We start from the raw sequence: 23,151 nt of genomic DNA, 5'->3' as shown, positions 1-23,151 counted from the left end.
GGAGACAAACGATCATGTTCCTCAAAAATACCTGGTACGTCGCCTGCACGCCGGACGAATTCGCCGAGAAACCCCTCGGTCGCAAGATCTGTAACGAAGCGATGGTGTTCTTCCGCGACGGCAACGGCAACGTGGCCGCGCTCGAAGACTTCTGCCCGCATCGCGGCGCCGCGCTCTCGCTCGGCTTCGTGAAAGACGGGCATCTCGTGTGCGGCTATCACGGCCTCACGGTCGATGGCGGCGGCAAGTGCACGAAGATGGTGGGCCAGCGCGTGGGCGGTTTCCCGAAGACGCGCGCCTTCCCGTGCGTGGAGCGCTATGGGTTCGTGTGGGTCTGGCCGGGCGACGCCGCGCTGGCCAATCCCGACGAGATCCCGCACCTCGAATGGGCGGTGAGCGACAAATGGGCGTATGGCGGCGGCCTGTACCACATCAAGTGCGACTATCGCCTGATGATCGACAACCTGATGGATCTGACGCACGAGACGTATGTGCACGCCACCAGCATCGGTCAGGAAGAGATTGAAGAGGCGCCGCCGAAGACGACTGTCGAAGGCGACGTGGTCATCACGGCGCGCCACATGGAGAACATCAAGGCGCCGCCATTCTGGGCAAGCGCCCTGCGCGCGAACGGTCTGGACGATCAGGTGCCGTGCGATCGGTGGCAAATCTGTCGCTTCACGCCGCCGAGTCACGTGATGATCGAAGTGGGTGTCGCGCATGCGGGCCATGGCGGCTACGACGCCCCGGCGGACAAGAAGGCGGGCAGCATTGTCGTCGATTTCATCACGCCCGAGACCGACGAGTCGATCTGGTACTTCTGGGGCATGGCGCGTAACTTCAAGCCGCAGGACGCCGAACTGACGGCTGCGATCAAGCGCGGCCAGGGCGGCATCTTCGCCGAAGACCAGGAAGTGCTCGAAGCGCAGCAGCGCAACCTGTCCGCCTACCCGGAGAAGAAGATTCTGAAGCTCAATATCGACGCAGGCGGCGTGCAGTCGCGCAAGGTGCTGGACCGCCTCATCGAAGCGGAGCGCGCGGGCACGAACACCGCTGGCGCGGAGAACGCAGCATGAAAGTCCGGCTGGCGAACAAACGCGATGTCGCCACCGACATCTGCGAATTCGAGCTGGTGAGTGTCGACGGCAGCGCGCTGCCGCCGTTCACCGCGGGCGCGCACATCGACGTGCATGTGGCCGACGGCGTCATTCGTCAGTACTCGCTGTGCAACGCACCGGGAGAGACGCATCGCTATTGCCTTGGCGTGCTGCGCGATCCGCAATCGCGTGGTGGCTCGGTGGGCATGCATGCGCTGAAGGTCGGCGCCGAGATCGACATCAGCGCCCCTCGCAATCACTTCCCGCTCAACGAGCAAGCGACGCACAGCATTCTGCTCGCCGGCGGCATCGGCGTCACGCCGATTCTGTGCATGGCCGAGGCGCTGGCCGCCAGCGGCGCGTCGTTCGAAGTGCACTACTGCACACGCGAGCCGGCGCGCACGGCGTTTCGAGAGCGCTTCGCACGTGAGGACATTGCCGCGAAAACGCATGTGTACTTCGACAGCGAAGGTGCGCGCGCCGACCTCGACGCGATCCTCGCGCAACCGTCCGGCGGCAAGCATCTGTATGTGTGCGGTCCGGCCGGCTTCATCGAGGCGGTGCTCGCACGCGCCGAAGCAGCACAATGGCCGGAAGGGAATGTGCATCGCGAGTACTTCGCCGCGCCCGCGCAGGCAAGCACGGATAGCGACGGAGACAAGCCGTTCCAGGTGAAGCTGCATTCGAGCGGCCGCGTGATCGACGTGCAAGCCGGGCAGACCATCGTGGCGGCACTGGCCGCGCAGGGGGTCGAAGTGCAGATGTCGTGCGAGCAGGGCGTGTGCGGCACGTGCCTGACGCGCGTCGTCGACGGCACGCCCGATCACCGCGACGTTTACCTCACCGACGAAGAACGCGCCGCCAACGATCAGATTCTGCCGTGCTGCTCCCGCAGCAAGTCGGCCATGCTGGTGCTCGATCTCTGACGTCGACGCGGCCGCTCTCGTCCTCTAGTCCTCTCGTCCCCCAAAAAACAGCCCCGCTTCGCGTTGCGAGCGGGGCTGTTCGTTTTCATCGACGTCCCGTGACCGAGACGATCCACGTGCGTCACACGTTACATCGTGCGGTGACGGGTCTCACGCACCAGCACCGTGGAGATCAGCGCCATCGCCGCCAGCACGAGGAAGTACACGATCACCGGCCAGATCTGCCCATGGCTCCACGCCAGCAAACTCGCGGCAATCATCGGCGCGAGGCCGCCGCCCATCACCGTGCCTACCTGCTTGCCGAGCGACACCCCGGAGAAGCGCACACGCGTGTCGAACAGCTCGGAGAAGAAGCTGCCCTCGGGGCCGAACATCATCGGATGAATCACGCCCGCTCCGATCACGATGGCCAGAACGACCAGCGCCGTCTCCTTGCTGCCCATCATCAGGAAGAAGGGATAGATGAAGAGCGCCGTGGCAGCGAGCCCCATCAGGAACATCGGGCGACGTCCCAGCTTGTCGGAGAGCATGCCGAACGCCGGGATCGTCAGCATGGCGAGAATGTTCGCGTACAGCACGCCGTCGGCCATCACGTTACGCGGCAAGCCGAGCGTCTTGGTGCCGTACGACAGCGAGAAAATCGCCACCAGATAGAAGAAGCTCGTCTCCGCCAGACAGATGAAGAACGTGACGAGCGTCGGGCGCCAGTAGTTCGTCAGCACCTCGGCCACCGGCACCTTGGCAATGTCGCGGTGCTGTTCGGCCGCCTTGAAGCTGGGCGACTCCTCGACCTTCAGACGCACGTACGTGCCGAGCGCGACGAGCAGCAGGCTCACGAGAAACGGCAGACGCCAGCCCCATGACAGCAGATCGTCTTCCGGCAGGCGCGTGACGAGCACGATGGCGAGCGACGCGCCGACGATCGAGGTCGGCCCGGCCGCCTGAATCAGCCCGCCGAACAGGCCGCGCAAATGGGCCGGCGCGCCTTCGACCGTCATGAGCAGCCCGCCGACGGATTCGCCGCCGAGCGCGAAGCCCTGGATAAAGCGCAGCGTGACGAGCATGATGGGCGCCCACACGCCGACCATGGCGTAGGTCGGCAGCAGACCGATGAGCGTGGTCGCCACGCCCATCAGAATCAGCGTGAACAGCAGAATCGACTTGCGCCCGATACGGTCGCCGAAGTGTCCGAAGACGATGCCGCCGATGGGGCGCGCGAGAAAGCCCACGGCGAATGTCGCGAATACGGCGATCATGCCCGTCATCGAATCGAGCTGCGGGAAGAACAACCGGTCGAAAACGATGGGGGCGAGAAAGCCGTAGACGAAAAAGTCGTACCACTCGATGGCCGTGCCGAAGCAACTTGCCGCGACGACGCGGCCGAAGTTCGGCGCAGCCGCGGCGGGCGCTTCCGTGGCGTTGGACGAGGTGCCGGGTGCAGACGAAGATGCAGCACGCGCGCCCGCAGGGGCAGTTTCAAACGGTTGTGACACGGTTGTCTCCTCCGGCCGTCTATTCCGGTGTCCGGCTGCGGCGGTATGGTGGATGTAGAGTGAAAAAAGTCATCGAAAGCGGCTACGAGCCGCTTCCGCTCAGAACGGGTAGTGTCGCGGCGTGGTCTGCACCGTCATCCAGCGCAAGTCGGTGAACTCGTGCACGCCGGCCTTGCCGCCAAAGCGTCCCCACCCGCTCGCCTTCACGCCGCCGAACGGCATCTGCGCTTCGTCGTGCACGGTGGGCCCGTTGATATGGCAGATACCCGACTCGATGCGCTTCGCAACGCCCATCGCGCGTGCGATATCGCGGCTGAACACGGCCGACGACAGGCCGTACGCGTTGTCGTTGGCGCAGGCGATGGCGGCTTCGTCGTCCTTCACGCGCACGATGCCCTTGACCGGGCCGAACGACTCCTCGGCGTAGATCCGCATCTCGGGGGTGACGTGATCGAGCAGCGTCGCGGGCATCAGCGTGGTTTCGGCTCTGCCACCGCACAGCAGCTTCGCGCCTTTGGCGAGCGCGTCGTCGATGAGCGCATTGCAGCGCTCGACCGTCGACATGTCGATCACCGAACCGAGCACGACCGGGCCGTTGCGGGGGTCGCCCAGCGGCAGCGCGCGCGCCTTGGCTGCGAGCCTTTCGACGAACACGTCCGCAATCGATTCCGCCACGACGATGCGCTCCGTCGACATGCAGATCTGGCCCGAGTTGGCGAAGGCGCCGAACGCCACGCCGTTCACGGCATCGTCGAGCACGAGGCACGGGGCCTTGCCCCCGAGTTCGAGCACTGCGGGTTTGAGATGCGTTGCGCACAATTCCGCGATGATCTGCCCCACGCGCGTGGAGCCGGTGAAATTCACGCGCCGCACGGCCGGCTCGGCAATCAGGGCTTCGACGATGGCACCCGCGTCCTTCGGTGCGTTGGTGATGAAGTTCACCACCCCCGGCGGCAGACCGGCTTCGTCGAGGGCGTCGGCAATCAGGCCGTGCGTGGCCGGACACAGCTCGGAGCCCTTGAAGACGACGGTATTGCCACACGCGAGCGGCAACGCCAGCGCACGCACGCCAAGGATCACCGGCGCATTCCACGGGGCAATGCCAAGGACGACGCCGGCCGCCTGACGCACGCCCATGGCGAGGCTGCCGGGCACATCCGAGGGAATGATTTCGCCAGCGATTTGCGTCGTCATGGCGGCGGCTTCGCGCAGACCTTGTGCGGCGAGATGGACGTTGAATCCGGCCCACAGGCCGGACGCCCCCGTCTCAGCGGCCATCGCGGCCTGAAACTGCGCTACCCGCGCTTCGAGCCGGTCGGCGGCCTTCATCAACAGCGCACGGCGCTCGCCGGGGCCGGTGTTCGACCACGCAGGAAACGCGTCGCGTGCGGCGTGCACCGCAGCTCTCGCATCGTCGGCCGTCGCCGCAGGCGCGCGCGAGGCCACTTCGCCGTCGAGCGGATTGCGTCGCTCGAACGTCGCGCCGTTGGTCGCGCCGACGCGCCGACCGGCAACGAGCATGGTAAGGGCTTTGGGGTCCTGAACGGACACGGGGACAGACATGGGAACGGACATCGGATTACGTCTCCTGGTTCTGAAGGGCGACTCGCGCGGACATGGGTGTCCGGATGGGTGCCCGCATGGGTGCCCAAATGACGTCGGGCATCATGCCACCACCAGCTCGACGAGCTGCGTCTCGCCGCTGGCGATGGCTTGCGACAACACGTCGTGCAGCTCGCCGCCCTGCGTCACGCGCTGCGCCTTCACGCCCATGCCCTGCGCCAGTTGCACGAAATCGAGATCCGGCAGATCGGTGCCCTGCACAGGGTCTTTCGGGCCGAAGCCGAACGACGGCGCGAAGTCCTGCAATGCAGCGTAGCGACGGTTATTCAGGATAACGAATGTTATTGGCAAACGCGCCTGCGCCGCGCTCCATAGCGCCTGAATCGAATACATCGCCGAGCCGTCGCCGATCAGGCCGATGACACGCCGCCCCGGATTCGCCATCGCCACCCCGACTGCGGCAGGCATCGAATAACCCAGACCGCCGCTGTTCATCGTGTAGAACGTGCCCGCGCGCGTGAACGGCAGGTATTGCTGCATGACGGGGCGCGCACTCGGCGCTTCTTCCACGACGATGTCCTGCGCATCGCGCACCTGCGCGAGCGTTTGCAGTGCGAACGCCGTGGTCATCGGCGCGCCCGGCGGGTTGGGCAGCGCCACGGGCGGCACGGCACGGGCAGGCGGCACATCTCGCTCACGCGGGACATCGCGAACATCGCGCGCGAGCAGCGCATCTACGCCAAGACGCACATTGCCGACGACCGAGGCACCGACCGGCGTCCATGCCGCAACGCCCGGATCTTCGATGAGCTGGAACAACGATGCGCCTTCAGGCACATGCGGCCCCGCGCCTTCCACGTGATAGGTGAAGGCCGGTGCGCCGATCACGAGAATGAGGTCGTGGCCGCCGAGCAGCCCGACGATCTTCTCGCGCATCGGCGGCAGGAAACCGGCGAACAGCCGATGGTCTTCGGGGAAGGCACAGCGCGCGCACATCGGTGCGGTGAAGACGCGTGCACGATGGCGCTCGGCCAGGGCCACCACGGCGTCGATCGCGCCTGCGCGATCGATGGACGAACCAACGACGAAGGCCGGACGCTCGCACGCGTCGAGCGCCGCCGCCAGTTGGGCGAGCGCCACGGGATCGGGCTGCACGCGCGTGCTCACCTGACGCGGGGGCACGGGCTCGGCAGGGCGGTCCCAGTCATCGACCGGAATCGACACGAAAACCGGACCCCTCGGTTCCTGCATGGCAAGGTGGTATGCACGGGCGAGCGCGAGCGGCACGTCTTCGGCGCGCGCGGGTTCGAGGCTGAACTTGACGTACGGCTGCGGCAGTTCGGTCGCACGCACCGAGGCAAGGAAAGGATCGAACGGGAGAATCGAGCGGGCCTGCTGTCCGGCCGTCACGATCAGCGGCGTCTGATTCTTGTACGCGGTGAAGATATTGCCCATCGCATTGCCCACGCCGGCGGCGGAGTGCAGGTTGATGAACGCCGCGTTGCCGGTGGCCTGCGCATACCCGTCCGCCATGCCGACGACGACGGCTTCCTGCAATCCCAGCACGTACTCGAAGTCTTCGGGGAAATCGCGAAACAGCGGCAGCTCGGTCGACCCGGGATTGGCGAACACCTTCGTCATGCCGTGGCGACGCATCAGATCGATGACCACCTCGCGCACGGAGAGGCTCTGGGGGGCGCCGGCGCTTTGCCCGGCACGCAGTTCTCGACTGTCTTTCATGGAGGCGGATTGTCTACGGTTGTCTCGTGCCGCCATCGACGCGCAGGACGTGGCAGCGTGGTTTTGTATTGGCCCGGTGGCGCAGTGGCACAGTGGCCCGGCGATCGGGCAAGCGATGGGGACAAGTATAGGCAGCCGATATATGCATCGGAATTGCTTTTACGTACCGAAGTCATTACGCTTTTGCATGACTTTCGGAGGCGCCGTCGGCGGCGCCTCCTCGGGGTCGGCTTCCTCTCACCTACGGGACTTCCTTCGTCCGACATGAGCCTCAATCTTCAGCAACTGCGCGCCTTCACGACCATCGTCGCGACCGGCAGTCTGGGGCGCGCCGCCACCGAACTGCATCTCACGCAGCCCGCGCTCAGCCGCACGATAAAACGTCTCGAGACGGATCTGGGCGCGCCGCTGTTCGAGCGTCACAGCAAGGGCATGGAGCTGACGGCGTTCGGTCAGGCGCTGCTGCCGCACGCAATGCTGCTCGCGCGGGAAGCCGAGCACGCGCGCGAGGAGATCGATGCGTTGCGCGGACTCGCGAAAGGCACGATCAAGGTCGGCGCGGTCGGCGCCATTGCCAGCCATGTGCTGCCGCTGGCCGTCGATCGCGTGCTCACCCGATGGCCGAATTTGCGCGTGGAGATCATCGAGGGCGTGTGGGACCGGCTCGCGCAGGGACTGATGCGCCACGAGATCGATCTGGCGCTCTCGACCGTCGCCCCGGACACGGAAGACATCGTCGCCATCGCGGACTGCCACTGGGAAGACGACAGCTACGTGGTGGCAAGGTGCGATCACCCGCTGCGCCAGCGCAAGACGATTACGCTGGCCGACACGCTCAGCGAACGCTGGGCGATTCCGCCACGCGGCACGGCGCCGTACGCCCATATGCAGGACGTGTTCGCTGCGCACGGACTGGGCCTGCCGAATATCGTCGTGGAAACGCGCTCGGTGCCGGTGCTCAAGAGCATGGTCGCGCGATGCGGCTTTCTGACTTGGATGCCGGAGCCAATGTACGACGTCGAGGCCGCCGCGCGCGTGATGGATACGCTGCCGATCGCCACCGTGCGTGCGACGCGCACGCTCACGGCGTTTCGCCGTCGTCAGGGCATACTGCCGAGCCCTGCCGCGAAATTGCTCGACGAATTGCGGCGGCTCACGGCACCGGCCTGAGGGTTCGTCAGGCGTTCAGCAGTCATTCCACGGTCATCGGTGCCGCCCAAATGCAAAACGGACCCCGAAGGGTCCGTTGTCTGCAACTTCACAGGCTTGCGCACACCGTCATGCATGGTGTGCGCCGGTGGCGCCCGCCGAGAACGCGCTCAGTGCGAGCGGATCATCGTGCCGAACGGCTGCTCGGTCAGAATCTCCAGCAGCACCGAATGCTCGATGCGGCCGTCGACGATATGCACCGACTTCACGCCGCTCTTGGCAGCGTCGAGCGCCGACGAGATCTTCGGCAGCATGCCGCCCGAGATCGTGCCGTCCGCGAAGAGCTCGTCGATCTCGCGCGCCGACAGATCGGTCAGCAGATTGCCGTCCTTGTCCATCACGCCCGGGATGTTCGTCATCATCACCAGCTTCTCGGCGCCCAGCACCGTGGCGAGCTTGCCCGCCACGAGGTCGGCGTTGATGTTGTACGCCTGACCGTCTTCGCCCACGCCGATCGGCGAGATGACGGGGATGAAGGCGTCGTCCTGCAGCGCGCGCACCACGGCCGGATTGATGGAGTCGACTTCACCGACATAGCCGATGTCGAGGAACTGACCGGCGTTCTCGCGATCCGGCATCATCATCTTGCGGGCATTGATGAGGCCGCCATCCTTGCCGGTGAGGCCCACGGCCTGACCGCCGTACTGGTTGATCAGCATGACGATGTCCTGCTGGACTTCGCCGCCGAGCACCCACTCGACCACTTCCATCGTCTCTTCGTCCGTCACGCGCATGCCCTGGATGAACGTGCCCTGCTTGCCGATCTTCTTGAGCGCCTGATCGATTTGCGGGCCGCCACCGTGCACGACCACCGGGTTGATGCCGACGAGCTTGAGCAAAATGACGTCGCGCGCGAAGCCACGCTTCAATCGCTCTTCGGTCATGGCGTTACCGCCGTATTTGATCACCACGGTCTTGCCGTGGTACTTGCGGATGTACGGCATCGCCTCGGCCAGAATTTCGGCCTTGAGAGCGGGTGCGATGTCGTCGATGGAGTTCAGTTGCTGATCGGACATGGCGGGAAGGTTCGGAAGGGAAAGCGGGTGGACCGGGAAACAGGGCGAATTGTACAGCCAAGAAGTCTTGCCGTGCGGGGCGTTCATGGGTTTCGGCGGCTTTCGGGGAGTGCCGGGGCTTGCCTCGGCCCACACCCGAGGCTACCCTTCGCCACGCGTTCGGCGGCAGGCGCAAAAGCGGCGATTCTCGCCCCGTCAGCGGCACAGGCATGTAGGTGCGTATCACCCCTTTCACTTGCCAAAGGACGCCCGTGCGTGGCCGATTTTTACCTTGTTGCTTCTTCATCGCCCGATTGCCGCGCGCATGTGGTCGGCGGGTGACGCCCGACAGGCTGTTGCACCTGCGCAACTCGGTCGCCCTGCGGCACCCGGGAGAGGAGACGTCCGGCAGCATGTCTCTCACGAGACGGAAATCAGTGAGCAAGTTCAGGTGATGAACGGCAAACCAACGCGAAACGACACGCCAAGCGACACGACGAACGACGCAACGGATCTCTCGCGCTGTCCGCAGTGCGGGGGCGAGGTCATTTGCGGGGCCGTACCCGGCGCGCAAGTGTCGGGCGAGGTGCGCTGTTGGTGCCTCGATTGGCCGCGCCTGCCAGTATCGGCAAGACCCGGCGCCGGGAGCTGCCTGTGTCCAGCCTGTTTGCGTGCGGCGCTTTGCGCCGCCGGCGTGGCCGTCGACGGCACCGCCGCCGACCCCGGCAAAGCGATTTGAGCGACCGGCTCCGGCCGCGCTCTCACGTTGAATCACACCCCGTCACGTCCCCATGCCCGACCACGCGAGCGAGGTGCGCCCGGACTACCATCCTGCCGACCGTCACGTCCGGTCACATCACTTATGTGCGCCGTGCGCCATGCCCGCCATACCGCCACCCGCAGGGGCGGCCGCGCTCAGGTCGCGCACCGTGGCCTGCACCTGCTGCTCGCTGGTCTTGTGGTCGGCGGTCTCGAACTTCAGCGTCACGGGCACGGTATCGCCCTTCTTGAGCGGCGCCTTCAGATCCGTGAGCATGATGTGATAGCTGCCCGGTTTGAGCTCCACCGGTTTGTTCGCCTCGAGCGGCAACCCCTTGGGCAGCGCGCGCATTTTCATGAGCGTGCCTTCGAGCTTCATTTCATGGACTTCGGCGTTGGCTGCTGCCGGCGTGCTCACGCTGAGTAGCGTCGTGGGCGCATGCGCCTGCAAGGTCATGTAGACGGCAGACGACGTCTGGCCGGGAACGGTGCCGCGCGCCCAGGCGTCGGACACGTCCACCGTGTTTTGTGCGAAGGCCGTGACCGAGGCCATGCCGAGACCGAATGCGACCGCCGCCAAAAGCTTGTGCTTCATGCAAACTCCTTTTTGTTGTCGACGGGCCGACTCTCGTCGCTCGTCACGGGTCTATGTCTGTCGGTTCGACGAAGACATCGCGCGACGTTATGCCGCGCAAAACGCGAGCGATCATTGTAGTCGCGCGCCGTCGAATGCGTGCGCGGGCGATGGCATACCGAACCTCAGAGCGATGCGGCAGAGTGTCGCAGCGACTCGCTGCGCCCGATGGCGCGGGACGCGGACTTGGTACACTTGTCGTATGACTCATTTTCCCATCGAGCGGACCAACGTCGTCCAGCTCTTCTGGTTGCGCTGCCTGGCGATCGTCGGCCAGCTGGCGACCATTGGCGTGGCGCAACTCTGGCTTGGCGTGCGCTTGCCGCTCGAGCCGATGCTCACCATCGTCGCCCTGGAAGTGCTGTTCAACGTGCTCACGTGGATACGGGCGCGACGCGGCATGGAACGCGCCAAGCGGCGCACCGATCTCGATCTGATGGGGCAGTTGCTCGTCGATCTGGCCGCACTCACGGCGCTGCTGTTCTTCTCCGGCGGCGCGACCAATCCCTTCGTTTCGCTCTTCCTTCCCGGACTGGCGATTGCCGCTGCCGTACTGCCGTGGCGTAACGCATCGCAACTCGCGCTGCTCTCGCTCGTCGCTTACGGCGCGCTCAACTTCCAATACGTACCGCTCGATCTCGCCGACCCGGGCAACCTGCTGCGCCTGCATCTTGCCGGGATGTGGGTGAACTTCGTGGTCAGCGTGCTGGTGATCGCCTGGTTCGTCTCGCGCATGTCGCGCGCGCTGCGTGCGCGCGACGCGCAACTCGCCCGCGCCGAGCAGCGTCTGCTGCGTGACGAGCGGATGGCGGCCCTTGGCGCCCAGGCGGCGAGTGTCGCGCACGAACTCGGCACGCCGCTCTCCACGATGGCGGTGGTCGTCGGAGAACTGCGCAGCGAAAGCGTGGGCAACAGTGCATTGAAACCGTTCGAGCCGGACCTTCAGACGCTGGAGCAGCAGATTGCGCTGTGCAAGAGCGCCATCGGTCACGTGCAGATGCGTGCGGCCGCGCCGGTGCGTCAGCCGCTGGCCGAGTGGCTGCCCGCCTTCACCACGCAATGGCGGTTGCGGCATCCGCAGGTGCAGTTCCAGTTGCACATGCCGCCCGAGTTGGCCGCACGTATCGAGGACACCGTGCAGGTCGGCCAGATCCTGACGATCCTGCTCGACAATGCGGCTTACTTCAGCCCGTCGTCGGTCACGCTCGACGTGGCCGTGGCCCCCGAGGACGTGTGCTTTACCGTTTGCGACGAAGGCCCGGGCATGAACGCCGAACTTCGCGCCCGTCTGGGCAACTCGCCCGTCATGAGCACGCATGGCGGCCATGGCATGGGCCTGTATCTGGCGTTCGCCAGCGCACAGCGCCTTGGCGGCGACATCGCCCTTACCCCCAACACGCCGCAAGGCACGCGCGCCGAATTGCGCCTGCCACTGGCGACCTTCTTCTTCGGTTCGCGGAGTCAGACATGAACGCCTCCCACTTTCTTCTTATCGACGACGATGTCGTGTTCGCCGAGACGCTGGCCCGGGCCTTGACCCGGCGCGGCTACGACGTGCAGATCGCGGCCGACAGCGCAGCGGCCTTGCTCGCCGCACGCACGCGTCAGTTCGATCTGATTTCGGTCGACCTGCATCTGGGGCACGACTCGGGGCTGCCGCTCATCGCGCCGCTACGCGCGCTGCAACCGAAAGCGCGCATGCTGGTGCTCACCGGTTACGCCAGCATTGCCACGGCAGTGCAGGCCGTCAAGGACGGCGCCGACAACTATCTCGCCAAACCCGCCAACGCGGACACCATCCTCGCATCGCTGCGCAGCGATGCGAGCGAAACGCAGGCCGACGAAGCCATCGAGAACCCCTCGCCGCTGTCGGTCGCGCGACTGGAGTGGGAGCACATTCAACGCGTGCTGGCCGAACACAACGGCAACATCTCCGCCACGGCCCGCGCGCTGAACATGCATCGCCGTACACTGCAACGCAAGCTGCTCAAGCGTCCCGTCAAGCAGTGAGCATGGCATTGCGACGCCGTCGCCGAACGAAAAAAAGGCCCCTTGCGGGGCCTTTTCGTTTGACATGCGACGTGACAGCGTTACAGCATCACAGCACGTAGCGCGACAGATCTTCGTTCTGCGCCACTTCTTCCAGGAAGCGATTCACGTATTCCGTGTTGATGGTGACCACTTCGTTGGACTGCTTGCCTGCGCTGTACGAGATGTCTTCGAGCAACTTCTCGATGACCGTGTACAGACGACGCGCACCGATGTTTTCGGTCTTCTCGTTGACCGAGAACGCGATCTCCGCGAGACGCTTGATTCCGTCCGGCGCGAATTCGAGCTTCACGTCTTCGGTGGCCAGCAGCGCCTGATACTGCTTCACGAGGCTGGCGTCCGTCTGCGTGAGAATCGCTTCGAAGTCCTCGACCGACAGCGATTCGAGTTCGACGCGAATCGGGAAGCGGCCCTGCAGCTCCGGAATCAGATCGCTCGGCTTCGCAAGATGGAACGCCCCGCTCGCGATGAACAGGATGTGGTCCGTCTTGATCATGCCGAACTTCGTGCTCACGGTCGTGCCTTCGACCAGCGGCAGCAGGTCGCGCTGCACGCCCTGGCGCGACACGTCGCCCCCGCCCACTTCGCTGCGCGTGGCGATCTTGTCGATTTCATCGAGAAACACGATGCCGTTCTGCTCGACGTTGCGCAGGGCCAGTTGCTTGACCTCTTCGTCGTTGAGCATCTTCGACGCTTCTTCGTCCGTGAGGATCTTGAGCGCGTCCTTGATCTTGAGCTTCTGACGCTTCTTCTTCTGGTTGCCCAGATTCGCGAACATGCCCTTGATCTGCTCGGTCATCTCTTCCATTCCCGGCGGGCCCATGATTTCCATGCCCTGTGCCGGGATTTCGACTTCGAGTTCGATTTCCTTGTCGTCGAGCGCACCTTCACGCAGACGCTTGCGGAAGGTCTGGCGCGTGGCGTTGTCTTCGCCGCTCGGCTCGCTGTCATGCGCGGCCGAACCGAAACGAATGTCGCGCGACGACTCGCGCCCGGTCGGCAACAGCAGATCGAGAATGCGATCCTCGGCGCGGTCTTCGGCCTTGGTGCGTACCTTCTTCATCTCGGCTTCGCGCGTCTGTTTGATCGCGATTTCCGCGAGATCGCGCACGATGCTGTCCACGTCGCGGCCCACATAGCCGACTTCCGTGAACTTGGTCGCCTCGACCTTGATGAACGGCGCGTCCGCCAGCTTGGCCAGACGTCGCGCGATTTCGGTCTTGCCGACACCGGTCGGGCCGATCATCAGAATGTTCTTCGGCGTAATTTCCTGACGCAGGGGCTCGGCCACCTGCTGACGACGCCAGCGGTTGCGCAACGCGACCGCGACGGCTTTCTTGGCCTTGTGCTGGCCGATGATGTGTTTGTCGAGTTCCGAAACGATCTCGGAGGGGGTCATATGGGTCATGACGTTCGCCAGTGTAGGGGTTCGCAAAGCAGGTGACGCCCGGCCCGGCGGCGAAACGTGGTGATCTGACGATTCGCCACCGGCCGGCAAGTCGCGCCGCAGGAGTCCACCTGCTGCGGCGCGTGCGTCGTCCGACGTTACTTCGCTGCCTTCGGCGGCAGCGATTCGATGATGTGATTGCCGTTGGTGTAGATGCACATTTCGCCCGCGATCGTCAGCGCTTTCTTGACGATCTCCGCCGGCGTGAGGTCGGTGTTCTCGACCAGCGCGCGTGCGGCGGCCTGTGCGTACGATCCGCCCGAACCGATGGCCGCCACGCCGCCTTCCGGGTCGAGCACGTCGCCGTTGCCGGTGATGACCAGGGTGGTCTCGGCGTCCGCGACGATCATCATCGCCTCGAGACGTCGCAGCATGCGATCCGTACGCCAGTCCTTGGCGAGTTCGACGGCCGAGCGCGTGAGATGGCCCTGGTGCTTCTGAAGCTTCGCTTCGAAGCGGTCGAGCAGCGAGAAGGCGTCTGCGGTAGCGCCCGCGAAACCGACCATGACCTTGCCGTCATAGATCGTGCGGACCTTGCGCGCCGTACCCTTCATCACGATGTTGCCGAGCGTGACCTGTCCGTCACCGCCGAGCGCGACCTGATCGCCGCGCCGAACGGAGACGATGGTGGTGCCGTGATATTGCTCCATGCCTGTTCCTTTTCGGGGGGCGACATGCGCCCCGTAACGATTGGCCCGGCGGCCGCGCGCATGCCGTCCGTGGACGGTAACGACGCGCCCTGCGGGCGAGACGTCACTGTAGTTTAGGGCAATCGAAAGAATATCAAGAGGCGTCGACGGCATCCGGCAAGGCATGCCGCCGACGATAAGCCGATGCCCGGGAAGCGGCATGGATCGCGGCATTCGCGCGGCGTTGCCCCGCACGAACTTGGGGATACGAGGCAATTTCTCGGAAATTGCCTCGATGATGCGGTAGGACGCAGCAGAATGCGGCGCCGTCCCGTGCGTTGCACGGCCAACGCGTTCAGAACGTGGTGCGCAATCCCACGCGAACCGCGCGACCGCCCTGCGGCGCAATGTCGCGCAGTACCGAACTGGCCAGACGCACTTCCTGATTGGTCAGGTTCTCGCCCTTCAGATAGGCCAGCCACTGTGCGCCACCGGCCTTGAACTGATAGGTGAGCGCGGCGCCCAGTGTGGTGTAGCCGCTTGTCGTCAGATCGTTGGCCGGCACACGCCCCTGATTGCTCGCGTGGACCATCTCCAGGCGTGCGCCCCAGTGGCCCAGCCCGTACACGAGCGCCGCCGTCAGACGCAACGGGGCAATGCGCGGCAGCGGCTCACCCGTGTCGCGATTGCGACCGATCGTGTAATCGCCGCGAAGCTCGACGTCGAGATTGCCGTAGCCCTGCCAGACACGGGCACGGCCTTCGGCTTCGAAGCCATAGAGGTCGGCAGGCACCCCGGCGTATTGATAGACCGGCAGCGGATTCTCGTCACCTTCAACGGTGCGGCCCGTGTTGTTCAGCGAAATGAAGTTGGTGAAGCGGCTGTAGAACACCCCCACGCTGCCCTTGTTCGGACCGTTTTCATAGCGCAGCGACAAATCGGTGGAGAACGCCTTCTCAAGCTTGGCCTGCGGATCGCCGATTTCATACACGCCGGTCGCGAGGTGCGGGCCGTTGGCGTACAGCTCGTAGAAGGTCGGCGCACGTTCGGTGTAGGCGGTATTGAGCGCCACGGACCACGCCGGCGCCAGCGCGAACACCGCCCCGGCCGACACGCTGCCCGGCGTGAAATTGCGCGACGGCAGGTTATCGAAGCGCTCGTTGCCCCCGGCGCTCGGCTTCACGCTGGAGTGCTCGACGCGCGCACCGAACGAGAGCTTCACCGCCTGATTGACGGCCCACTCTTCGAGCGCAAAAAGTGCGACGTTGGTCGTATCGCTCTTGGGCACGAATGCTTCTTCGCCAAGGGCGGAGAACGTGTTTTGCGAGAACTGCACGCCCACGGCGCCTTCGAGCGGCCCGATCTTCGCGTGACGGGCTTCGATGCGTCCCTCGTAGCCGTGGTTCTTGAACGTCGTGCCCGTCTGCCCGTTCTCGATTTCCTTGTGCTCGTAATCGGTGTAACCGAAATCGAACTTGAACGCCGTAAAGGGGCCGGCGAGATTACGTACTTCACTGGCTAGCGCAAGACGCTGCTGACGCAGGCGGATGCGGGTGTTTTCCTCCGCAACGGTGCCGTAGTCGGAGTCGTAACCGGAGTACGAGAGGCCCGCATAACCGTCGGCCCAAGTCCACGAGGCGCCGGCGGCCGCGCCGCTCGTCTGCCCGTCGCTGTTGGGCAACGTGCCGGAGGGCTGCGCCACATCTTCGTCGTCGCGCGCGCGTTGTTGCGCCGAACGGGCGAAGCCCGGAATGCGCAGGTCGGCGCTCTTGCGCGCAAAACCGTCGACGTGGAAGGCGAACTGGCCGTTGCCGAATTCGAGTTGTGCGGCCCCGGCACGCTCCCGGTTGGCGCCGCCATAGCTCACGTCCGTGGCCCCCGAGATGCCGTTGAGGGCTTCACGCGGAATCCGGTTGTCGATGGTGTTGACCACGCCGCCCACGGCGTTGCCGCCGTACAGCAGCGCCGCCGGACCTCGCACGATTTCCACGCGCTCGATGCTCAGCGGATCTTGCGCCACGGCGTGATCGTAGGACAGCGACGAGGCGTCGAGCGACGCCGTGCCGTTTTGCAGAACGCGGATGCGGTCGCCGTCGAGGCCGCGAATGATCGGACGGCTGACGTTCGGGCCATACGACGTGGCCGACACGCCCGGCAGACCGTCCAGCGTCTCGCCCAGCGTGGCGGCGCGACGCAGCGCGAGCGCCTTGCCGTCGAGCTCGGTGATCGGGGCGGCGAGCTCGGCGGCAGCGCGACCGAGCGGGTTGCCCGTGACGAACGTGGCGGGCAGTGCGGCTTCCGGCGTGGTGCTCGTCGCGGGCACGCTTGTCGAGGTGGTCGAGCCGGGCGACGCGTCGGCGGCGTGCGCCGAGACGCCGGTCATTGAGGAGGCGCTGAACGCGAGCGCTGCGGCGAGCGGCAACGGGGCGAGCGTCGCGCGTGAGTGGCGGCGCGCACCGGTGTCGGGGGCAAGCGAGCGGGCGGCGGCACGTTTGTGTGCGACGCGAGAAGACGGCGTTGAAGAAATTGAGGGCGTTGCCATATCGGTCTGGTGTGAATCGGTCTGGTTTTGTTCGGTCTGATGCGGGCGGGCGCACGCGTCGCACGACGGCACCCCGCATGTCCCACCATTCGGCACGAACGCGCGCGCACAACGCACCGGCGTCGCCTGCCGTGAAGGGCATGAGCGGCGTGAGGTACGTGAGGAGGCCTGCGTCAGCGGCGTGCTGGCGAGAATTCGTGGAAAACGTCGAAGACGTGATCGGAGACGTTCGGGCGTCAGACCGCGACCGGTGGCGCGCGGGAATCGAAAGGCAGAAGGACGGCGCTCGCGTGGCTTCGTCCATGGGCGCGTAACGGGGCTTGCGCCGTGTGGGCATCGCCCGACCACTGAAGCGTCGCCACGGCCATGGCCATGGCGAGGGTCGCGCCCTCGAAAAGATGGCAATGATGGTGATGCGTGCCGAAACTCGCGTGCGACGTCGGCATCGATTGCGCTGCCCCGGCGGCGGCGTCGCGCGCCATGGCGGGGACCGGGCCGTCGTCGCCATCGGTTGCGGCGGCGGAGATGATGACATCGCCCGCCGCAGGGCTGGCCTTTGCGAGATTCGACAGGACCTTCGCGGCGACCGGGCCGCCGCCCGGCAGCGCGCCCGACAGCGCGCCCGACAACTCGCGAGCATGCACGATCTCATGCTGCAAGCCCCACATCTGCACGCAAAGCAGCGCGACGATAAGCCATGCGATCCAGCCGCTGCGCCCACGCCCGAGCGGCATGCGCGAGCGCGCACGCCACAGGCGGAAGGCGGAATCGATGGAAGGCATGGAAAGACTAAATTGCAACTGAGTTGCAATTCTGCCATAAAGCGATGTCCGCTGCGAGCATAGCGTAACGTTGCGCGCAGGCCACACTGGGCGGCACGTGCGTCTGGCGCAAGCGCGTGCGCGGTCGACCGGTCGCGATCGAAGCGCAATAAAAAAGGCATGCCGTCAAGACATGCCTTCGATCAAGCGTGGTACCCGTTCACCGCCACCGCACGGGATCGGGACCGGTCATGCGTGCATCAGTCGCCGAACAGCTTCTGGCGCAGTTCGCGGCGCTCCTGCGCTTCGAGCGAGAGCGTTGCGGTCGGCCGTGCAAGCAGACGCGGCACGCCGATCGGCTCACCGGTCTCTTCGCACCAGCCGTACTCACCCGACTCGATGCGAGCGAGCGATTGCTGCACCTTCTTCAGAAGCTTGCGCTCGCGATCGCGAGTGCGCAGCTCAAGCGCGTGCTCTTCCTCGATCGTGGCGCGGTCGGCCGGATCCGGAACCAGAATGGTTTCCCGCAGGTTCTCGGTCGTCTGGCCGGCGTTACGCAGAATTTCGGCTTGCAGCTCTTCGAGACGATTCTTGAAGAAGTCGAGTTGAGCCTGATTCATATAGTCCTTGTCGGACATCTTCAGAATTTCGGCTTCGGTCAAAAGTCGTTGCTTGCTCATGGGTTTCTGTGGCGTCTCTTTCGGATGATCCGGCGATGCCCCTGTAGCGGGTGGCACGTCTTGCTTACCGGCAATGCCGCGGGCGGCTTCTTGGGTTACTTTCCTGCCGGACGATTTGGGTGGCCCCTTCTTGGCGGCGGCCTCGTCGCCCGTCTTCGATTTGCCTGCTGGAGCACGCTTGGCGCCCGCTCCCGGTGCCGGTTCTGACCGGCGCGTGGGGCGTGCGGTGGCAGTCTTGCGAGAGGCGGTGGCCATGACGGTGCTCCCCTGCCTACCCTCCGGAGTGCCGCGTCGGTTCGCTGGCGGCAGCCCCAGTGGGCAGGTATTGTAACCGAATCGTCCGACGGTCCCGATTAAGGGCTTTCCCGTCACCGAATTCGGCAATTCCGCTCAGACCAGACAGCGTTCCAGCCCTTGCAGGATGATGTCTTTCGGCAGTTCCGCGCCAATGAACACCATCTTGGTGTTCGGCGTCTCCCCGGGTTGCCACTTCGCGCCCACGTCGCTACCCATCATCTGGTGAACGCCCTGGAACACGACCCGGCGGTCGATGCCGCGCATGTTTAATACGCCTTTATAACGCAATAAGCGTTCGCCGTACACCTGTAGGATGCTCCCGAGGAAATCCTCCAGCTTGGCCGGGTCGAACGCCTTCTCGCTACGGAACACGAACGACTTGATGGCGTCGTCGTGATGGGCGTGGTGATGGTGGTGGCCGTGGTCGTGACCTTCGTGGTCGCACTTGCCGTGATCGTGGTCGCAATGCGAATGATCATGGTCATGGCCATGATCATGACCGTGGTCGTGCGCGTGCTCGTCGGCGGCGAGGAAGTCCGGATCGATGTCGAGCTTGTCGTTCAGGTTGAAGCCATGAATGTCGAAGATCTGCTTGAGGTCCGCCTGACCGAAGTCGACCACGAGTTGCGGCGCACGCGGGTTCATGTGGGCGAGACGATGCTTCAGGTCATGCAGGGCGTCCGGCGTCACGAGGTCGGCCTTGGTGATGAACAGGCGGTCGGCGAACCCGACCTGGCGCTGCACCACTTCGTGCTGATCGAGCTGCTGCTGGCCATGCTTGGCGTCGACCAGCGTGATGATGGCGTCCAGACGGTAGGTATCGGCCACTTCATCGTCGATGAAGAACGTTTGGGCCACCGGTCCAGGGTTGGCCAGACCGGTCGTCTCGATGACCACGCGATCGAACTGGATCTTGCCCTCGTCGCGCTGCGTATTCAGGTCGGAGAGCGCCTGCACCAGATCGCCGCGGATCGTGCAGCAAATGCAGCCGTTGCTCATCTGGACGATCTGCTCGGCGTTGTCCTGCACGAGGATGTCGTTGTCGATGTTCTCTTCACCGAATTCGTTTTCGATGACGGCGATCTTCATGCCGTGCGCTTCGGTCAGGATGCGCTTGAGCAGCGTGGTCTTACCGCTGCCGAGAAAGCCGGTCAGGATGGTGACGGGAGTCATGAATGCAATGTCCTGTGGTGGTACTGCGCGAGGGTCGCGTCAGTTGGTAGCCCCGGCGCACTGGGCGCAGGTGCCATGAATCAGAAGCTCGACCTGTTCGCCGACAAACCCCTTGGGCAGGCGCTTGAGTTCGCGCTCGCTTAATTGGGGATGCTGCGGCCAATCGTCAAGACAGAAAGTGCGGTGGCAGCGTACGCAGCGGAAATGACCATGCTGCGTATGCGGACGCGGCGCGTTGGCACGTTCCGGATCGACGTGCTCGGCCATGACGAAGCGGAAGATGCGGTCGTCGCCCGCCTGCTTGATGGCCCAACCCTGCGCGACCAGCCAGTCGAGTACGCGGTAGGCCGTCACGCGGTCAAGCGGGTCGGCGTCGGTGGCCAGGTCGGCCAGCACCTCCTGATGCGTAAGTGGCCGCCCCGCCTTGAGCAGCAATGCCAGCACACGTACGCGCCCCGAGGTCACACGGCCCGATTGCTCCTGCAAGCTCGCGCGGGCCGCTTCCAGATACGGTTGTAATTGAGTAAGGCTCATGAATCGATTTAAGCACAGCCCCGTCAGCGCTGCAACCGAGTTGCAAAAGTGGGGATAAGCGCAGGGATTTGCGGGACAACGCAGAATATTAGCAAGCCATTCGCACTCGATGGCACCACATTACACACAATTACGCGATTTTATCGATGTGCGGTCTGCCGCACCCGGAAGCGATCCGAATTGCCCCGTGGTCACCGGCGATGCGACATACAATTGACACAAAAAACACCCTTCGTCATGTCGCTCACCGCCCTCGCCCTTGTCGTTACCGCTGCTTTCCTGCACGCCACCTGGAACTTCGTCGCCAAACGAATCGATACCCGTGAGGGCGGTGGCCCGCAACTTGTCTTCCTTTACGCGTTGCTCACGGTCGTTATCTACACGCCGCTCGCACTCTATTTCCTGACGGGCACGCAAGCCAGCTGGCCTTCGCCGCTCGGTTGGGGCGTGATTACCGTAAGCGCCCTGCTGCATTACGGCTACACGCTGGTCCTGCAGCGTGGCTATCGCGTGGGCGACCTGTCGGTGGTGTACCCGCTCGCGCGAGGCACGGGCCCGTTGCTCTCGTCACTCGGCGCCATCGTATTGCTGGGAGAGCGTCCCGGCTGGCTGGCGCTCGTCGGCATCGGACTGGTGGTTTGCGGCGTGCTCGTGATCGCTGGCGGCGAACGCCTCTTTCGGCGCGGCAGCATGCACGCGGGCGCCGGCTGGGGCGTGCTGACCGGCGGGTTCATCGCGGCTTACACGCTGGCGGACGCCTACGCCATTCGCACGCTGATGCTCGCACCGCTCGTCTATTACTACCTGGAGAATGTGCTTCGGGTGGTGCTCTCGGCACCCACGGCCTTCTCGCGCCCCGCACGCATCAAGGTGCTCTGGCAGGCGAACTGGCGCAAGATTCTGGTGATTTCGACGATCTCGCCGATGTCCTACTTTCTGATTCTCACTGCGCTCAGGTATGCGCCGGTGTCCCACGTCGCCCCGGCGCGCGAGATGTCGATGATGGTCGCCGCGTTACTCGGCGTTCGGGTGCTGGGCGAAGGCGACATGCACCGCCGCGTGGGCGGTGCCGTGCTGATCGCGCTGGGTGTCGCGGGCCTGACGCTGGGCTGATGCGCCGGTGCCGGAGTGATGTCGGGGCGACGTTGGAGTCACGCCGCCCCGACGAAGCGATGGCTCACATGCGTTGCAGCCAAAGCCCCTTGAGGTATTCGCCTTCGGGGAATTGCGTGAGCATCGGGTGATCCATGCCCGCCGACAGCCGACGCAGGATACGCGCGTCGACGCCGGCATCCACCGCAGCTCCCGCCACGATCTTCTGGAACAGATCGGCGTCGATGGCCCCGGAGCACGAGTAGGTCAGCAACTGGCCGCCCGGACGCAGCAACTTGAAGCCCGCCATGTTGATGTCCTTGTAAGCCCGCGCAGCGCGGTCGACGTGGTGCGCCGACGGTGCGAACTTCGGCGGATCGAGCACGATCATGTCGAAGGTCCGACCCTCTTCGCGCAAGGCACGCAACGTTTTGAAAACGTCGGCATCGCGCCATTCCGCCCGGGCGGCGTCGAAACCGTTGAGTTCGACGTTGCGCGCGCCGATGGCGAGCGCCTCGCCAGACGAATCGATGGACAACACGCTCTGCGCGCCCCCGGCCAGCGCCGCCAGCGAGAAACCGCCGGTGTAGCAGAAGCAGTTCAGCACATCGCGGCCCCTGGCCTGTTGCTGCACGAGCAGACGATTATCGCGCTGGTCCACGTAGAAACCGGTCTTGTGGCCGTTGCGCACGTCGACGTAATACTTCACGCCGTTCTCGTGGGTCGTCAGCAACTCGGGCGCTTCGGGCGGCTCGGCGCCCGCCAGCACGCCGGTGAGGCTCGGCAGACCTTCACGCTCACGCACGGCGGCGTCCGAGCGCTCGTACACGTTCGGGCAACCGGTTGCGCCGACGAGCGCCTTCGTGATGGCGTCTTTCCAGGCTTCCACACCCGCCGCCATGAACTGGCATACGAGCTGGTCGCTCGCCGGTTGGCCCGGCGCGGATTGGTAGCGGTCGACGATCAGGCCCGGCAAACCGTCGGCCTCACCGAAGATCAGGCGCGTGGCGCCGGTGCCCTGCACCATGGCCTCGCGATAGGCGAGCGCCGCCGACACGCGGCGCTTGAAGAACGCGTGGTCGACAGGCTCGTTCTCGGCGAACGTCCACACGCGTGCGCGAATGGCCGAGACCGGGCTGAATGCGGCGCGCGCAAGAAAGCGGCCGTCGGCGGCACGCACCACGACCGTCGCGCCGGATGCCGGATTGCCGTCCACACGGGCCACGGCGGTGGCGTAAATCCAGGGATGGCGGCGCAGCAAGGACTTTTCTTTGCCGGGCTTGAGGGTCAAGGTATTCATGCGGGACGGACCAACGGTTGCCTACGGTTACATACGGGGTGACGGCAAGTCTCGCGACACGGCGCCGGATTCGCAAGACGCGAAGCGTGCGATGCGCCGTGCGGGTGGCGTCCATGGCATCGACGGCATCGACGGCTTCGATGATCGACGTGCGGACTTGCTGGGAAGGACGCGATTCTACACCGACTCGCGTTGTCGACCGTCGGACCGGTCGGGTTCGGTCGCGATCGG

At 65.0% G+C, this 23,151-nt stretch carries 20 protein-coding genes; 7 read left to right on the top strand and 13 right to left on the bottom strand.

All coding sequences use genetic code 11. The annotated features are described in order from the left end of the window. Positions 1–14: 14 nt before the first annotated feature. Both PCA31118_RS06960 and PCA31118_RS06955 read left to right on the top strand, forming a co-directional pair. A complete protein-coding gene (locus PCA31118_RS06960) occupies positions 15–1,076 on the top strand; it encodes an aromatic ring-hydroxylating dioxygenase subunit alpha (RefSeq protein ID WP_150624304.1) in 1,062 nt (353 codons plus the stop codon). Then, positions 1,073–2,023 carry a PDR/VanB family oxidoreductase gene (locus PCA31118_RS06955; RefSeq protein WP_150624302.1) on the top strand — a complete coding sequence of 317 codons (951 nt, stop codon included), beginning with the start codon at positions 1,073–1,075 and terminating at the stop codon, positions 2,021–2,023. Before PCA31118_RS06960 ends, PCA31118_RS06955 begins: the two co-directional genes overlap by 4 nt. A gap of 128 nt (positions 2,024–2,151) precedes the next feature. Here PCA31118_RS06955 and PCA31118_RS06950 read toward each other — a convergent pair whose 3' ends face one another. From PCA31118_RS06950 to mdlC, 3 genes are all read right to left on the bottom strand, one after another. Next, the gene (locus PCA31118_RS06950; RefSeq protein ID WP_150624299.1) at positions 2,152–3,516 is read right to left on the bottom strand and encodes an MFS transporter; all 1,365 of its coding nucleotides are present in this window, start codon (positions 3,514–3,516) and stop codon (positions 2,152–2,154) included. A gap of 99 nt (positions 3,517–3,615) precedes the next feature. Continuing rightward, entirely contained in the window at positions 3,616–5,037 is a 1,422-nt protein-coding gene (locus tag PCA31118_RS06945; RefSeq protein ID WP_425495335.1) for an aldehyde dehydrogenase, read from the bottom strand. 144 nt (positions 5,038–5,181) lie between these two features. After that, on the bottom strand, positions 5,182–6,819 hold the full coding sequence (mdlC, locus tag PCA31118_RS06940; RefSeq protein ID WP_150624297.1) for a benzoylformate decarboxylase: 1,638 nt from the start codon (positions 6,817–6,819) through the stop codon (positions 5,182–5,184). A 264-nt stretch (positions 6,820–7,083) separates the two neighbouring features. Here mdlC and PCA31118_RS06935 point away from each other — a divergent pair, with 264 nt between their 5' ends. Continuing rightward, positions 7,084–7,989: a LysR family transcriptional regulator gene (locus tag PCA31118_RS06935; protein WP_150624295.1), complete on the top strand. Its 906-nt coding sequence runs from the start codon at positions 7,084–7,086 to the stop codon at positions 7,987–7,989. A 149-nt stretch (positions 7,990–8,138) separates the two neighbouring features. Here the strand turns inward: PCA31118_RS06935 and argB are convergent, their stop codons facing one another. Beyond that, on the bottom strand, positions 8,139–9,044 hold the full coding sequence (argB, locus tag PCA31118_RS06930) for an acetylglutamate kinase (protein WP_069343031.1): 906 nt from the start codon (positions 9,042–9,044) through the stop codon (positions 8,139–8,141). On the opposite strand from argB, the gene PCA31118_RS27605 reads away from it, so the two are divergent. Then, positions 9,043–9,762 carry a cysteine-rich CWC family protein gene (locus PCA31118_RS27605; RefSeq protein WP_150624293.1) on the top strand — a complete coding sequence of 240 codons (720 nt, stop codon included), beginning with the start codon at positions 9,043–9,045 and terminating at the stop codon, positions 9,760–9,762. The genes argB and PCA31118_RS27605 overlap by 2 nt on opposite strands. 117 nt (positions 9,763–9,879) lie before the next feature. On the opposite strand, the gene PCA31118_RS06920 is transcribed toward PCA31118_RS27605, so the two are convergent. Beyond that, complete coding sequence (locus tag PCA31118_RS06920) at positions 9,880–10,377, bottom strand: copper chaperone PCu(A)C (protein WP_150624289.1); 498 nt, start codon at positions 10,375–10,377, stop codon at positions 9,880–9,882. Positions 10,378–10,618: 241 nt separating this feature from the next. Between PCA31118_RS06920 and PCA31118_RS06915 the strand changes: the two genes are divergently transcribed. Together PCA31118_RS06915 and PCA31118_RS06910 are read left to right on the top strand one after the other, a co-directional pair. After that, a complete protein-coding gene (locus tag PCA31118_RS06915) occupies positions 10,619–11,887 on the top strand; it encodes an ATP-binding protein (protein ID WP_150624287.1) in 1,269 nt (422 codons plus the stop codon). After that, on the top strand, positions 11,884–12,426 hold the full coding sequence (locus PCA31118_RS06910) for a response regulator transcription factor (RefSeq protein ID WP_039394779.1): 543 nt from the start codon (positions 11,884–11,886) through the stop codon (positions 12,424–12,426). The genes PCA31118_RS06915 and PCA31118_RS06910 overlap by 4 nt, the downstream gene beginning before the upstream one ends. An 88-nt stretch (positions 12,427–12,514) precedes the next feature. Here the strand turns inward: PCA31118_RS06910 and hslU are convergent, their stop codons facing one another. The 7 genes from hslU to PCA31118_RS06875 form a co-directional block, all read right to left on the bottom strand. Beyond that, positions 12,515–13,873, bottom strand: coding sequence for an ATP-dependent protease ATPase subunit HslU (gene hslU, locus PCA31118_RS06905; RefSeq protein ID WP_150624285.1), 1,359 nt, complete (start codon positions 13,871–13,873; stop codon positions 12,515–12,517). Positions 13,874–14,010: 137 nt separating this feature from the next. After that, on the bottom strand, positions 14,011–14,562 hold the full coding sequence (hslV, locus tag PCA31118_RS06900; protein WP_046290402.1) for an ATP-dependent protease subunit HslV: 552 nt from the start codon (positions 14,560–14,562) through the stop codon (positions 14,011–14,013). A 334-nt stretch (positions 14,563–14,896) separates the two neighbouring features. Further along, positions 14,897–16,924, bottom strand: coding sequence for a TonB-dependent receptor (locus PCA31118_RS06895; RefSeq protein ID WP_150625155.1), 2,028 nt, complete (start codon positions 16,922–16,924; stop codon positions 14,897–14,899). 395 nt (positions 16,925–17,319) lie between these two features. Next, a complete protein-coding gene (locus PCA31118_RS06890; protein ID WP_150624283.1) occupies positions 17,320–17,865 on the bottom strand; it encodes a hypothetical protein in 546 nt (181 codons plus the stop codon). Positions 17,866–18,104: 239 nt separating this feature from the next. Then, the gene (dksA, locus tag PCA31118_RS06885; protein ID WP_044457598.1) at positions 18,105–18,524 is read right to left on the bottom strand and encodes an RNA polymerase-binding protein DksA; all 420 of its coding nucleotides are present in this window, start codon (positions 18,522–18,524) and stop codon (positions 18,105–18,107) included. Between the two features lie 390 nt (positions 18,525–18,914). Beyond that, positions 18,915–19,994 carry a CobW family GTP-binding protein gene (locus PCA31118_RS06880; protein WP_150624282.1) on the bottom strand — a complete coding sequence of 360 codons (1,080 nt, stop codon included), beginning with the start codon at positions 19,992–19,994 and terminating at the stop codon, positions 18,915–18,917. Positions 19,995–20,033: 39 nt separating this feature from the next. Next, positions 20,034–20,528, bottom strand: a complete 495-nt coding sequence (locus PCA31118_RS06875; protein ID WP_044453350.1) for a Fur family transcriptional regulator — start codon at positions 20,526–20,528, stop codon at positions 20,034–20,036. Between the two features lie 237 nt (positions 20,529–20,765). Here PCA31118_RS06875 and PCA31118_RS06870 point away from each other — a divergent pair, with 237 nt between their 5' ends. Next, on the top strand, positions 20,766–21,641 hold the full coding sequence (locus PCA31118_RS06870; RefSeq protein WP_150624280.1) for a DMT family transporter: 876 nt from the start codon (positions 20,766–20,768) through the stop codon (positions 21,639–21,641). 64 nt (positions 21,642–21,705) lie between these two features. On the opposite strand, the gene PCA31118_RS06865 is transcribed toward PCA31118_RS06870, so the two are convergent. After that, positions 21,706–22,920: a class I SAM-dependent rRNA methyltransferase gene (locus PCA31118_RS06865; RefSeq protein WP_150624278.1), complete on the bottom strand. Its 1,215-nt coding sequence runs from the start codon at positions 22,918–22,920 to the stop codon at positions 21,706–21,708. Positions 22,921–23,151 lie beyond the last annotated feature (231 nt).

The sequence above is a fragment of the Pandoraea captiosa genome (genome assembly GCF_902459775.1).
Classification (GTDB): Bacteria; Pseudomonadota; Gammaproteobacteria; order Burkholderiales; family Burkholderiaceae; genus Pandoraea; species Pandoraea captiosa.
Note: the sequence above shows the minus strand (reverse complement) of the source record. Positions and strands in the feature narration are given on the sequence as shown.